At 56.7% G+C, this 13689-nt stretch carries 11 protein-coding genes; 7 read left to right on the top strand and 4 right to left on the bottom strand.

The features are described from left to right. Positions 1–243: 243 nt before the first annotated feature. Both ROO76_22310 and ROO76_22305 read left to right on the top strand, forming a co-directional pair. On the top strand, positions 244–492 hold the full coding sequence (locus tag ROO76_22310; GenBank protein ID MDT8070905.1) for a hypothetical protein: 249 nt from the start codon (positions 244–246) through the stop codon (positions 490–492). 99 nt (positions 493–591) lie between these two features. After that, complete coding sequence (locus tag ROO76_22305; protein ID MDT8070904.1) at positions 592–1173, top strand: carbonic anhydrase; 582 nt, start codon at positions 592–594, stop codon at positions 1171–1173. Between the two features lie 91 nt (positions 1174–1264). Here ROO76_22305 and ROO76_22300 read toward each other — a convergent pair whose 3' ends face one another. After that, positions 1265–2833, bottom strand: a complete 1569-nt coding sequence (locus tag ROO76_22300) for a glycosyltransferase family 39 protein (GenBank protein MDT8070903.1) — start codon at positions 2831–2833, stop codon at positions 1265–1267. A 164-nt stretch (positions 2834–2997) separates the two neighbouring features. Here ROO76_22300 and ROO76_22295 point away from each other — a divergent pair, with 164 nt between their 5' ends. Then, positions 2998–4290 (top strand): peptidoglycan DD-metalloendopeptidase family protein, encoded by a 1293-nt coding sequence (locus ROO76_22295; protein ID MDT8070902.1) that lies wholly within the window; start codon positions 2998–3000, stop codon positions 4288–4290. A 183-nt stretch (positions 4291–4473) separates the two neighbouring features. Beyond that, complete coding sequence (ada, locus tag ROO76_22290; GenBank protein MDT8070901.1) at positions 4474–5523, top strand: bifunctional DNA-binding transcriptional regulator/O6-methylguanine-DNA methyltransferase Ada; 1050 nt, start codon at positions 4474–4476, stop codon at positions 5521–5523. A gap of 75 nt (positions 5524–5598) precedes the next feature. Here ada and ROO76_22285 read toward each other — a convergent pair whose 3' ends face one another. Further along, positions 5599–6975 (bottom strand): sigma-54 dependent transcriptional regulator, encoded by a 1377-nt coding sequence (locus tag ROO76_22285; protein MDT8070900.1) that lies wholly within the window; start codon positions 6973–6975, stop codon positions 5599–5601. Between the two features lie 385 nt (positions 6976–7360). Between ROO76_22285 and ROO76_22280 the strand changes: the two genes are divergently transcribed. From ROO76_22280 to ROO76_22270, 3 genes are all read left to right on the top strand, one after another. Further along, on the top strand, positions 7361–7555 hold the full coding sequence (locus tag ROO76_22280) for a hypothetical protein (protein ID MDT8070899.1): 195 nt from the start codon (positions 7361–7363) through the stop codon (positions 7553–7555). A gap of 64 nt (positions 7556–7619) precedes the next feature. Then, entirely contained in the window at positions 7620–9920 is a 2301-nt protein-coding gene (locus ROO76_22275) for an NADP-dependent malic enzyme (GenBank protein ID MDT8070898.1), read from the top strand. A gap of 261 nt (positions 9921–10181) precedes the next feature. Further along, positions 10182–12491, top strand: coding sequence for a TonB-dependent receptor (locus ROO76_22270; protein MDT8070897.1), 2310 nt, complete (start codon positions 10182–10184; stop codon positions 12489–12491). On the opposite strand, the gene ROO76_22265 is transcribed toward ROO76_22270, so the two are convergent. Continuing rightward, a complete protein-coding gene (locus ROO76_22265) occupies positions 12440–12739 on the bottom strand; it encodes a DUF2934 domain-containing protein (GenBank protein MDT8070896.1) in 300 nt (99 codons plus the stop codon). The two genes, ROO76_22270 and ROO76_22265, sit on opposite strands and share 52 nt — an antisense overlap. A gap of 25 nt (positions 12740–12764) precedes the next feature. Beyond that, positions 12765–13673: a pirin family protein gene (locus ROO76_22260; GenBank protein MDT8070895.1), complete on the bottom strand. Its 909-nt coding sequence runs from the start codon at positions 13671–13673 to the stop codon at positions 12765–12767. Positions 13674–13689: the final 16 nt, after the last annotated feature.

Genomic DNA, 13689 nt, shown 5'->3' with positions numbered 1-13689 from the left:
AGGCGCAATCCTGTCGTCCAGTGAGGCCACTGCAAAAGGAAGGGAGATACCGCTAGAGCTAGCTTAGAGGCTAGCGCGATTTACGAGCAGTTGCAAGGGCGGCCAGTGTCTTCGGAGGTGCATACGACGAACCGCGCATCGATGGCCCCACCCCTACTTTCGCGATCTATTGTCTTGATAGATTTACGGAAATTTTCCCGGTAAATCTATGACTCTTAATGGCTTAACTCTGAGAATATGGGGTTGACAATCAAGCCGGCGAAGTTCGAGTCGAATGACTGGAGTTCACTGTGGGGTTTGGCGCACTTTGCGGGACACGTGCTCGAGTCATCTGTGCGGGCCACCCTCAACAACATTTCTGTGAATCCGGAAGGTGTGGTGCTCATCCAATCGGCATTCCGGCCTGTGCCGGATTACATCGCATGTCACCTTGCTGCCAGAGCTGTCGGATTACTGTCTGCACTTGTTGCGGGCAAATCCGCTCTGGCGTGAGGGTCGTGAAGTAGCTATTTAGCAATCGCGATTTCCCAATAACCCACTCGCCGGAGACGCTGGCGGGTGGGTTTTTCTTTTGGTCAAAGGAGATTCAGCATGAGCAAGATTCTTGAGCAAGTAATCGCAGCTAACCAGAAGTACAGTGCGGAGTTTGGGGACAAGGGCAAACTTGCAATTCCCCCGGCGCGGCATTTTGGAATTCTCACTTGCATGGACGCCCGGCTCGATCCGGCGAAATTTGCCGGTTTGGCGGAAGGCGACGCACACGTGGTGCGCAATGCAGGAGGGCGCGCCAGCGATGATGCGATTCGATCAATCGTGATCAGCTACAAACTGCTAGGCACACGCGAATGGTTCGTGGTTCACCACACGGAATGCGGGATGCTGTTCTTCACGAATGAGAAGATACGGCAATTGCTGGCGAACAGCCTGGAGACGGCCAAACTCACGGAGCACGGTTTTACAGACGTAGGCAGCGGGCCGGGATCACGCGAAGGCGAATTCATTGAGTGGCTCCCGATCTCGAATCAGGAGCAGAGCGTTCGCGACGACGTGCAGCGGATTCGTGAACATCCGCTGATTCCTGCGAGCATCAGCATTTACGGCTATATCTATGACGTTAAGAGCGGAAAACTGATTGAGGTGCCGCAGGCTGCGAGCCTGGGGAAGGCTGCGTAAGTTCGTGTGCGGGAGACGCATCCCAGTTGGCTCGTAGACTACTCGGGCGTACCCACATCTGCGTCAAGGCAGATGTGGGTTTCCATTCTGCCTAGTCCCAGTGTTTCATGCTCGGCCAAATCTTCTGCAGGTTCCATTTGAATCCGCGGCAGTGATAAATCGGAAGCCATTCATCCGGTCGCGAAAGTGGATCCTTGGTATTGCCCACGATGGAGTAGCTCGTGCATTTCGTTTGCATGTTGCGCTCGTCATCGTCGCCCAAGACGATGATGCTTTCCCCCGTGTAGTTGCGTGGACCCCAGATCCAGTAGTTCTGGTGATTGCCGATGGCCTTGGGAAGGCCGTACTTGGGGCCAAAGAAATCAATTGCGCTGGCGTCGCCGTAGTTGTTGGCGAAGATGGCGGTCTTGCGCTGCTCCTCTGGGGAGAGAGTGTGATAGTAGGCGGCTACGCGCTGAGCAATTTCCTCCCAGCCAAACATATCAGCGTAAATCTGCGGTAATACGCCCTGCGGCTGATTCTCGAATTTCTGCTGCCGGATTCCCAGCTTATGCTCATATGCGAGGAAGACGGGAACAGGCAGAATGGGCAGAACCGTGGGGGCGAATATACCGCTCACCACTGCGATTCCAGCTGCCAGAAGAGGTTTCGTCCAAGCCCATTTGTTATTCCTTGTCCAGGCTTCAATTGCGACAGCGCCGGCGGCAAACATGATTGGATAGACTGGCGCGAGGTAATACATTTTGCCGTGCAGAACCATCATTTCTGCCAGGAAGACAAGATAAGCGAATCCCAATACGCGATACGGACGTCCTTGCTTGACGAAAAAGAACAGCACGCCAAGAACAACGAGGACGGCGGCGACGTAGCCAAGCATCTCCGACTGTGCTTTGAGGAAGGCAAGAGGTGGGAGGTTGATGTCGCGATGATGCTCGCGGATATTGTGCATCAATTGCAGAAAGGGGAACTGATGACGCCATTGCCAGAGGAAGTTGGGCAGCACCATCAGGGCCGCGATTGCGCCGCCAAGCCAAAACCAGGCGCTCAATAGAGACTTTCGAAGTGGGGTGAGGACGATGCCGACCAATAATCCCGAAACCCAGAATACGATCCCGTACTTGTTCAAGATCGTAATCCCGAGAAGAACGCCTGCTGCGACCCAAAGACGCTGCTCGCCCGTCTTCACGATTCGGACGACCACGCAGGCGATTGCTGTCCAGAGCAGGGGATCAAACGCGTTCATCGTGAACAGATGAGTCAGACCGAGCAGGATCGGCGCCATGAGCGTCGCAAGAGAGGCCAGGAACATGGCCCAACGTCGCCCGCCGAGTTCTCGAGCCAAGAGACCAGAGAGAATTACAGTAGCAGTGCCGGATAGTGCCGGGAGCAATCTGAGCGCCCACAGTGAAGTTCCAATGGAGTGCCGGAGCAGCCACACGGTCCAGGCGATCAACGGCGGCTGATCGACGTAACCCCAGGCAGGGTGCTCACCGCAAGCGAGGTAATAGAGTTCATCACGGAAATAGCCATAGTTGGGCCCGGCAATCAAATACAGGATAATTCGAACGAGCGCGACGTAGAGGATGATGGCGGTTCCACTGGTGAAGGGAGAAGTAGTATCCGATTTTGTGAGAACTACAGGTTCGGAGACGCTGGCCATGATCGTAGTACGAATTCTCCGCCAAAAGGTTCCAAGGCAAATGTTGAAGAGTTTAAACGGTTTCGGCACGCGTACCCTGAACACTGTATTGACGTTGAAAGAGCAGAGCCGTTAACTTCAGAGCAGGCCACGAACGTGTCGGCTAATGTGGATTTGGAGTCCGAATGAAGCTACGTCTGCCCTCGGTGTTGACACTGATCGTAGTGGCCGTGGCTTTTCTCGCACTGGGCGCGTCATTTTACCTACGGCATTCGGCGGACCGTAAATTTTCCGAGCAAGCGCAAATTGCGGCTCAGACCATGCCGCAAGCGGCTGTCGAGCGCGAAGTTACATCCGACCTGGTCGTCACGAGCGGAAGCAGCTTTGACGAACTTCTCCGCGGGCTCGATCTTTCCGACAGCGACGTAGGCGCAATCATTCAGGCGGCCAAACCGGTATTCAATTTCCGGCGGTTACGCGAGGGCAATCGCATCACGGTAACGCGCTCGCCCAAGGGCGATGTGGAGTCGATGATTTGCGAGGTTGACCGCGACCACGAACTGTCGATTTCGCGCGAGATTGATGGGACGTACAAGGCCGAACTGAACGAATTGCCGAGCACTACGAAGGTCGAGGCAATCGCCGGGAGATTGGACTCTTCGCTGTTTGAGAGCATCGCGGAGATCGGTGAGCAACCGGAACTGGCGGTGCGGCTGGCCGAGATTTTTACGTACGACCTGGATTTCTACACCGACCCGCGGCCGGGAGATACATTTCGGGTCGTGCTGGAGCGCCGGGAATATCAGAATGGGAAGCCTTCTGCGTACGGCCGCATTCTGATGGCGGAATATGACAATGCGGGACATAGGTACCGGGCGGTACTGTTCCACGATCCCAATGGCGAGCCTGGGTATTATTCCGATACTGGCCAGTCGTTGCAGAAGGCGTTTCTGCGGTCACCTCTGAAGTTCGCGGCGCGTGTCAGTTCCCACTTTAGCTATAGCCGGTATCATCCCATCTTGAAGATTTATCGACCCCACCTTGGGACCGATTACGCGGCGCCGGTGGGAACGCCGGTGCAGGCGGTCGCGAGCGGCAGCATCATAGCTTCGACGTACCAGGGAGGCGGCGGAAACTACGTCGAGATCCGTCACGCGAACGGTTACGTCAGCTACTACATGCACCTGTCGCGGAGGCTAGTTCGTGCGGGGCAGAAAGTGCGCCAGGGACAGCGAATCGGGTTGGTCGGAGCGACCGGACTCGCTACGGGGCCCCACCTCGATTTCCGCCTTCGTCGCTACGGAAAATTCGTGAACTTCGAGCGCATGCACCTGCCGCCGGCCTTCCCGGTCGCGAAGAAGGACTTGCCAGAGTTCAAAGAAGTGCGCGACAAGTGGATGCCGCTTCTGGAAGCTGCACAACCTCCTGCGCAGCACCCCCAAGTTGCTACAACTACCGCCGCAGCCGGGACAAAGTAACTGCTCAGCGCTAATCCCGGCGGGAGCGCTACATCTGCTAAGTTAAAGATGTCGCCCAGCGTGAGGCGCCACTGCCTCAGGTCCGGTTGTTTTCGTAGTGTCCCGAGCGGCGATCTTTAATCTTTTGGAATTACCCGCAAGCTTCGGATATCGCCGTAAACTGGCTTCGATTATCGTTGCCTCATGATGCAGAGAGAAGAAACTCGCTGGAAGGCCGTGCAGGAACGCGACAAGCGCAGCGACGGCAGCTTTGTCTATGGCGTACTGACGACCGGAGTCTATTGCCGACCATCGTGCAGTTCGCGCCAACCGCTTCGAGAGAACGTTCGGTTCTTCGCGAGCGGGGAAGATGCTAAAAGGGCGGGACTACGCGCTTGCCGCAAGTGCCGTCCCGATCAACCCCGCGAACAGGGTCTTGTTCATCGTGCCTCGGAATACATTCGCGAGCACCTGGATGCCAAGCTGGATCTTGCGCGGGTCGCGAAAGCTGTGGGCGTGAGTCCATTTGCACTGCATCGCCGATTCAAGTCCGAATTGGGCATTTCGCCCCGGCAGTTCGTCGAGAGCTGCCGTCTTGGAACATTAAAGAGCGGCTTGAAGAAGGGAGCCAATGTGACGAGAGCGATGATGGATGCAGGTTATAGCTCAACCAGTCGGCTATATGAACAGGCGCAACCCAGACTGGGCATGGCCCCGCGCCAATATGCCGCCGGAGCCGAAGGCCTGACGATTAACTATTCGATGGTAAATACCGAATTGGGAGAGGTCGTCGTCGCTTCAACCGAGAAGGGGATCTGCTGCGTACAGTTCCTGGATGGAAGTAAGCCCGAGACAGCGCTTGCAGCGGAATTCCCCCGCGCGATGCTGGTCCGCGAGGACCGACCCCCGAAGGAAATTACCGAGGCCATCCGTGGACTGGCGTCGGGGAGCCCGTTGCGCGTTTCACTTCCGATCGATCTTCGTGGAACGTTGTTCCAGCAACGGGTTTGGCAGGAGCTTCGCAAGATTCCTGCCGGAACGACTCGGAGTTATGCGGAGGTTGCGGAGGCATTGGGGCGTCCCACGGCGAGTCGCGCTGTGGCGCGCGCGTGCGCAACCAACCACGTCGCCATGCTCGTACCGTGTCATCGCGTGGTTCGCGGAGACGGGAATCTCTCGGGATATAGATGGGGTGCGGAAAGAAAAAGGGAGCTGCTGGAAGCAGAAAGAACAAAAGCAGAGAGCACCGAGTAACGACTACCGAATTCAACAGACCCACATCTGCGAAAATGCGCAGATGTGGCGCACCAATCCCAATTCTTTTCTGATCTACGATTCTTTTTTCTTGAAGCGCCTGAGCAGGGATGTGGGATGGATGCCGAGGATCCTGGCGGTGAGGCTCTTGTTGTTGCCGGTTGCGGCGAGAACCTGTTCGATGTAGTCGTCCTCGAGTTCGCGTAGTGTGACGAACTTGCTGAGGTCCGGCGGGAGCGCACTGGATTGCGCGATCATGACGTCCACAGGAGAGGCCGTCGCACGAATCTCTTCCGGAAGGTCGTCGGCGTCCAGAACGCCTTCGGTTGAGAGGATCATGCTGTGTTCAATGGCATTCTTCAACTCACGGATGTTTCCGGGCCACGGATACTGGCGAAGAAGATGGGCGGCGGCAGGGGTGAATCCCGTGAATTTCTTGCCCAACTCGCGGTTGAAGTGCTCCATCATCTCCAGTGCGAGCGACAGAATGTCTTCTTTGCGGCGGCGCAGCGGAGGAATCGAGAGCGGGACCACGTTCAGCCTGTAGAAGAGATCTTCCCGGAACTGCCCGGCGCTGATGGCTTCCTTCAGGTTCACATTGGTTGCGGCGATCAGGCGCACGTCGACGTTAATGGATTGTGTCCCGCCCAGGCGCCAGAATGTGCCGTCTTCCAGTACCTGCAAAACTTTCGCCTGCACGCTCGGGGACATGTTTCCGATCTCGTCAAGAAAAACCGTGCCACCATGCGCGCGCTCGAGCAGGCCTTTCTTGCGGTGACGAGCGTCGGTGAAGGCGCCAGCCTCAAAGCCAAACAATTCGCTTTCCAACAGCGTGTCCGGCAAGGTCGCGCAATTCAGTTCCAGCAGCGGCATTGAGGCGCGCGGACTGGCATAGTGGATGGCGCGTGCGAGGACGCCTTTGCCGGTTCCGCTTTCGCCCTGGATCAGGATGGTGGTGTGGTCTGAGTCGGCGGCTTTGCGCGCCCGTTCCAGCGTCTCGCTGGTGTCGCCGTTTTGGGTCGAAATTCGTCCAAAATTGTAAGCACCCTTCGCGGTCTCGACGGTCTCATTTACGCGGACCCGCAGCGCGAGTACTTCCGTCGCCCGTTTTATAGTGCCGAGGAGATCTGCCATCCGAAATGGTTTTCCGAGGTAATGGAAGGCGCCAAGTTCCATGGCCTCGACGGCCTGATCGATCACGGGATGCGCGCTCATCATGATGACGACCGCTGCCGAGTTTGCCCCCTTGATCTCGCGCAGGAGTTCTATGCCATTCATTCCCGGAAGGATGACGTCTACGAGTGCGATGTCGGGGTTATGTTGGGTGAAGAGTTGAACGGCGTCCTCGCCGGATGCAGCAGTGAGGACTTCGAAGCCCTCCTGGCGCAGGCCATTGGAGATGGTGCGCAGGATAAGCTCTTCGTCATCAACGATCAGGACCGTATACGGCATACGGCTCGAATCTGCAAGTCGGACCGAGACTTGGGAAGAGACAGCCACTCATTAAACATGAATCCGCCCGTCCGTCTGTGCAGTGACCCCTATCACGTGCGTACGTGTGCCAGATAACAGCACCATGGGTGATGTGACTGTCTACTAGATTGAGGTGCTGCAGCGGACGGTCGCCTTATTTTGTCGGGTGCTGCAATTTGCAGTGGTGCGGCTTGCCGACAGTGCTGCAAAGTGCAGCGCTGGATCAATCGGCTGCCGGTAAGACATTGTTAAACAAGGAACACGACTCGCGGCGAGATTTGTCCCTTACGTGCATAGGTATAGGAACGAAGCCGGAGAAGTATGTCCGGCCATTAACGAACCAAGGGACGAAGGAGAAGCCGCGATGAGAGGTGTACAGATAAAGTTCTGCCTGCAATGTGGTAGCGAGGGCGTGGTGACGAGAGAGGTCACACCGAATCACGTGATCGAGTTGTACTGCCCACATTGTGGAGTTCTGGCGGAGTTGCTTTGGGGGGATCGGACGATGATTGGCACGAACGCCGAGCACGATCCCGACAGCGACTCGGAAGCCTGGTAGAACCTCGCGACAGCACCGCCATTTTGAAAATTCATATCGCCGATTCATATGCCAGGAGGGCCAAATGGCCGTCATAAAACAGCAGGCTCTTGATTATCACCATGGGAATCGTCCGGGGAAGATTGAAGTTCGCCCGTCGAAGCCCTGCCAGACTCAGCATGATTTGAGCATGGCGTATACACCGGGTGTGGCGGTTCCGTGTCTCGAAATCGCCGACAATCCACATGATGCATTCAAATACACGGCGAAAGGCAATCTCGTCGCCGTGGTCAGCAACGGGACCGCAGTGCTCGGGTTGGGGGATATTGGTGCGCTTGCGGGTAAACCCGTCATGGAGGGCAAGGGTGTCCTCTTCAAGAGATTCGCCGATGTCGATGTGTTCGATCTCGAAGTAAACACGCACGATCCGGACGAAATCATCAAGCTCTGCCAATTGCTGGAGCCGACATTTGGCGGGATCAATCTCGAAGACATCAAGGCTCCGGAATGCTTCTACATCGAAGAGACATTAAAGAAGACGATGAAGATCCCGGTCTTCCACGACGACCAGCACGGGACCGCAATCATTTCCGGAGCAGCGCTGCTGAATGCAGTAGAGCTCGCCGGAAAAGACATTTCGAAGATCAAGCTCGTCGTGAATGGAGCGGGCGCCGCCGGCATTGCGTGTTCTGAACACTACGTACGGCTTGGCGTGAAGCGCGAAAACATCATCCTGTGCGATACAAAGGGAGTCGTTTACAAGGGCCGCACGAGCGGGATGAATCCATACAAGGAGCGTTTTGTCGTCGATACGAAACTCCGCACGTTGGAAGAAGCAATGGTAGGCGCGGACGTTTTCGTGGGACTCTCGGTCAAGGGAGCGGTTACGCCGGATATGGTGCGCTCGATGGCACCGAAGCCGATCGTATTCGCGATGGCTAATCCAGATCCAGAAATCGATTACGACACCGCCAGGGCCTGCCGCGAAGACTTGCTCATGGCCACTGGGCGTTCCGATTATCCCAACCAGGTGAACAATGTTCTCGGCTTCCCATTCATTTTCCGCGGTGCGCTCGATGTCCGCGCAACGGCCATCAACGAAGAAATGAAGCTGGCAGCGACTCGCGCGCTGGCGGCCCTGGCGAAAGAGGATGTGCCGGAGTCCGTATGCCGGGCGTATGGAGTCGACTCGCTGAGGTTTGGTCCTGAGTACCTGATTCCGAAGCCATTTGACTCCCGCGTCCTGATTTGGGAAGCCGCTGCAGTTGCAGAAGCAGCAATGCGCACGGGCGTGGCACAGGAACCAATCGATATCAACGAGTATCGTGAGCAACTCGAACGAAGGCTCGGCAAGGCGCATGAAGTTTCGCGCATGATGATCCAGAAGGCACAGCATCACCCGAAGACGGTGGTATTCCCTGAGGGAGAAAACGATAAGATCCTGCGGGCGTGCCATTACCTCTCCGAGGAAAAGATCGCGTCGCCGATCCTGATCGGGAATCGTTCCATTATCGACGCGAAGGCTGCCGAACTTGGGCTGGATCTCGGCGGAATGCGCATTGTAGACCCGAACACTTCGTCATTGAGGGACGCCTATAGTCGCGAGCTATTCCAACTCCGGCAGCGTCGAGGCGTGACTCTGAGCGAGGCGACTACCCTTATCAACAATCCCAACGTTTTCGGTTCGATGATGGTACACATGGGAGATGCCGACGCGCTCGTTTCCGGCGAGACGCAGCACTTCCCGGACGTCATCCGCCCAGCGTTGCAGATTGTGCGGATGAGGGAAGGCCTGCATAAGGTATCCGGCTGTTATGGAATGATCACCCAAGCTGGAGATCTCTATTTCCTCGCAGACGCCACTGTCAACATCGAACCCACGGCGGAAGACCTGGTGGAAATAGCGCTTTGCACCGCGGAAATGGCCCGGCACTTCGACGTTGTACCGCGAGTCGCAATGCTTTCATTCTCGACTTTCGGGAGCACGAGCCATCCACTCGCGGAGAAGGTACGCAAGGCCGTCACCCTGCTGCACAAAGCGGATCCAACGCTGATAGTGGATGGGGAGATTATGGCGGACGCTGCTCTGTCACCGGAGATGTTGGAGCAAGACTACCCGTTCAGCTCACTGAAGGGCGGTGCAAACGTGCTGATCTTCCCAGACCTGGAGTCGGCCAACATCGCCGCCAAGCTGCTGCCGAAATTGGGCGGCACACGGTCCCTGGGCCCGATCCTGATGGGCATGCAGCGGCCAGTGCAGTTGCTGGCGCGCGGTGCCGAGGTCGAGGACATCGTCAACGCGGCAGCCCTTGCAGTCGTTGAGGCAGCCGAGATGGAACACAAGCCGGTGCGTTCGGAAGCGCTGGCCGCACAAGGCGGTTGCTAACTGCTGGCGAACCTGCTCGGTCGCCAGCAACGGATAAAACGGCTCGGACTTCAATCGGTGAAGTCCGAGTCTTTTTATTTGAAGGGGGCAGCCGAGACGCGGGTTCGGCGCACTGGGATGAAACTGAAAGAACACCTACTTTGCCAGTTCATCACAGCAGAATCTTCTGAGAAGTGGTAAAGGGTATCGAGAGCAGCGGCGGGATTGCTGCCATGTAGTCGGTGTGCCTTCAGTGCTAGGCTAGATTATAGGGGGCCTCCTTTGCTGACCAATAAAATAGGCCGAAGTTCCAGGTTTTTACTCGGCACCATCGTCCTCATATTCATATCTTTTCCTGCCGAGGTTAATTCACAGTCAAAGACAGGCACATTGCACGGCGTCGTGCAGGATTCGCAAGGTCGTGCAGTTGAAGGTGCCAATGTCGCAATCGCGAAATCGGGAGTCACGGCTGTTACGAATGAAACGGGTGCGTTCACGATTCATGCTGCGCCAGTTGGAACAGCGCAACTGACGGTTGTTGCACCGGGATTCTACCCGCAGACGCTGACAATCGATTTCTCCAAGACGAGCGAACTCAACCTGACCTTGGCGCGGACCGTGCTGGTGCAGGAGGAGATTTCAGTCGACGCGCCCCGGCTTGAGTTGCCGCTGTCGGAGACTCCGGCAGCCACCGGAGTCGTGGGACCCGAAACGTTGCGTGCCCTCCCGCGATCGGTTGCTGCGGAAGAAGTCCTGGCTGCCGTCCCCGGCGTGAAGGTGGATAACCAGGCGAACCAGGAGCGCGTGCATGTCTCAATGCGGGGACAGGGGATTCTGAGCGAGCGCGGAATACGCGGCATTGAGGTTCTGCTGGATGGCATTCCATTGAACGATCCGACAGGGTTCGCGCCTGATCTGTTTGATGTGGATTGGGGGGGCGTCTCCGAAGTCGATGTCGTGCGCGGCCCAGTGGGGTTTCTTTATGGCGGAGGATCTTCGGGCGGCGTTATCGATATTTCGACTCGCAACGCGGGAGACGATCCGCACGGAGAACTCTCGGCGCTCGGCGGTTCGAACGGCTTTTATAAGGGGCGGACAGAATACTCACAGCGGTTCGGAGAAACATCGCTATTTCTATCGGCGGCACGCGCGGCAGGAGATGGCTACAGGGTTCACACGCGTTTCTATGGGAACAATCTCTACGGCAAGCTGACCTTCAAGTTTGGACGCAGTCTGCAACTGAATTTGATCGGTTCCGGTACTGGGTATTTCAATCAGAATCCGGAAGGCTTGAACCTTCAGCAAGTCGAGCAAGATCCGCGCCAGCCCAACCCCGATGCGCTGACTTTCAACGAATACCAGAAGACGAAGCGCGGCACGGGTGCACTCACCGGACAGTGGACGTTCGCTGAAAACCAGAAGATCTCGTTCTCGTCGTATGGGCGTTACACGCACTATGATGAGTCGGTGCCGTCGTCGGTGGATCACCAGGATATCGGTTCGCCAGGTGGTTCGGCGCAATACGACGCAGATCTTGGCAGCGGAAGTGTGAGACACCATCTCAGCGTCGGCTTCGATCTTGATGCACAGATGGCAGACGATTTTCGCCACCCGAATCTTGGCGGCGGGCTGCAGAGCTCCGACCTGCTCGCAAACCAGCACATAACGGAACGACGAATTGCAGGCTTCGTGACCGAGAGGATGATGATCGGCGGGAAGTGGTCGATTCTGGCGAGCGCCCGCAAAGATCACATCAGCAATGAATTGAAAGATTACCTGCAAGCCAATGGACTCGATCTATCCGGGCAGCGGACGTTTGACCGGGCGACGGGGCGTATTGGCGTGACGTTCAATCCTCGCAGGGATACTGGGTTCTATGCATCGTGGGGGCAGGGATTTTTGCCGCCAGCGACGGAAGAGTTGTACGCCAATCCCGATGCGCTTGGCGGGTTCAATACCCACCTGGTGCCGGCGACGTCTTGGGGAGTGGAGGGTGGAATACGGGGACACATTCGCGATCGCTTGTTCTACGATGCGGCGGTATTTCATTTGGACACGAAGAACGATTTCGAGCGCTATAGGATTTCCAGTCGTCCGCTGGAGACGTTCTACGGGAATGCAGGAGAGACCAGTCGCTACGGGCTGGAAACCGAAATGCGATGGATTCCGACGCATCTCGTAACGCTTTCCGGGGCCTACACTTACTCACATTTTGTTTACAAGCAATACGTAAGCCAAAACTATCCCGGAAACCTCGTTGGGCACTGGCTGCCGAACTCGCCGAATCAGCAGCTCTACTTCGATGCGACTTTCAACCTGCCTCATGACCTGACGTTGAGCGCGGGAACGCAGGCGTATTCGCGGGCATTCATCGATCCAACGAACCAGGCCTATATCGATGGCTACGGACTGCTGAATGCGCGAGCATCAAAGCAATGGCACTGCGGCAAACTGAGTTGCACATTGTTTGTATCGGGCAGGAACCTGACGGCGACCAACTACATTGCGTTTACCGAGCCCGATCCCGATGGGAATTCTTATCAGCCGGGGCCGCTGAGAGAAGTTTTCGGCGGGTTGAGATTGTCGTTCTGAGGTAAGCAGGGAATTCGGCCAGGCTCAGCGACAGAACTGCCGAGCGAACGCCGCAGCTGTCCGGCAGTGGCGGTATTGTTCACATAGGCCTGATCGAAGCCGTCCAAGCGGCCATCATTGAGTGCGTCGGTAAACTCGCGCTCGGCGGCTATCCAGTCCGCCTCTGGGTCGCCTTCAGGGCGGCCGCGCATCTCCCAGAGAATGTATGCGAGTTTCTGGATGGCTTGATGACAGGGCCTGATCGCCACGGTGCACCCGGAAGTCCGGATTGGACTAGCGCTTGTCCTTAAGGAACGTACCCTGCTGCAATTCGGTAAACGCTTGGCGGAGTTGTTCCTGTGTGTTCATCACGATTGGACCGTACCATGCGACCGGCTCCTCCAGCGGTTTTCCTGAGACGAGGAGGAAACGAATACCGTCGTCCGAGGCTTGCACTGTGACCTCATCGCCGCAATCGAAGAGGATCAACGAACGGTTGTCAGCCTCGACGGGTGGGTTCGTGTCGAGCCACTTCACCGTTTCAGTGGGCACAGCCAAGGGGTCTGACGCGTTGCAGAATTTTCCACTCCCGCCGAAGACATAGGCAAAGGCATGACGAGTCGTTTCGACGGGCAGGGTTTTTCTCTTGCCCGGCGAGACCGAAACATCCAAATAGATCGGATCTGCGGCAACGCCGTCCACCGGACCTTTCTTTCCCCAGAACTCTCCGCACACGACGCGCACATGCGTGCCGTCGTCATCTGTGACGGAAGGGATATCGACAGCCTTCACTTCCTGGTAGCGCGGTGAAACCATTTTTTGAGATGCCGGGAGATTTCCCCAGAGTTGAAAGCCGTGCATTCTCCCTGCTGGATCGCCCTTCGGCATTTCCTGGTGAATGATGCCGCTGCCGGCGGTCATCCACTGGACATCGCCCGCCGAGATCACTCCCTTGTTGCCGATGCTGTCACCATGCTCCACGGTCCCCGCGAGAACGTAGGTGATAGTTTCAATTCCACGGTGGGGATGCCAGGGAAAACCAGCCAAATAGTCCTCGGGAACATCGTTGCGAAAGTCGTCGAGCAGAAGAAAAGGGTCAAAGTCTTTAGTGTTGCCGAAGCCGAATGCGCGACGTAGATGGACACCCGCACCTTCCAGGGTTGGCTTGGATTTGATGAGACGTCGGACGGGTCGGATGGACATGGTCGAACTCCTGAGT

The sequence above is a fragment of the Terriglobia bacterium genome, from assembly GCA_032252755.1.
GTDB lineage: Bacteria > Acidobacteriota > Terriglobia > Terriglobales > Acidobacteriaceae > JAVUPY01.
Note: the sequence above shows the minus strand (reverse complement) of the source record. Positions and strands in the feature narration are given on the sequence as shown.

Excerpts from the sequence above, each read along its gene's own strand:
- ROO76_22305 (MDT8070904.1), top strand. The coding sequence starts at position 592 with ATGAGCAAGATTCTTGAGCAAGTAATCGCAGCTAACCAGAAGTACAGT.
- ROO76_22300 (MDT8070903.1), bottom strand. The coding sequence starts at position 2,833 with ATGGCCAGCGTCTCCGAACCTGTAGTTCTCACAAAATCGGATACTACT.
- ROO76_22295 (MDT8070902.1), top strand. The coding sequence starts at position 2,998 with ATGAAGCTACGTCTGCCCTCGGTGTTGACACTGATCGTAGTGGCCGTG.
- ada (MDT8070901.1), top strand. The coding sequence starts at position 4,474 with ATGATGCAGAGAGAAGAAACTCGCTGGAAGGCCGTGCAGGAACGCGAC.
- ROO76_22285 (MDT8070900.1), bottom strand. The coding sequence starts at position 6,975 with ATGCCGTATACGGTCCTGATCGTTGATGACGAAGAGCTTATCCTGCGC.
- ROO76_22280 (MDT8070899.1), top strand. The coding sequence starts at position 7,361 with ATGAGAGGTGTACAGATAAAGTTCTGCCTGCAATGTGGTAGCGAGGGC.
- ROO76_22275 (MDT8070898.1), top strand. The coding sequence starts at position 7,620 with ATGGCCGTCATAAAACAGCAGGCTCTTGATTATCACCATGGGAATCGT.
- ROO76_22260 (MDT8070895.1), bottom strand. The coding sequence starts at position 13,673 with ATGTCCATCCGACCCGTCCGACGTCTCATCAAATCCAAGCCAACCCTG.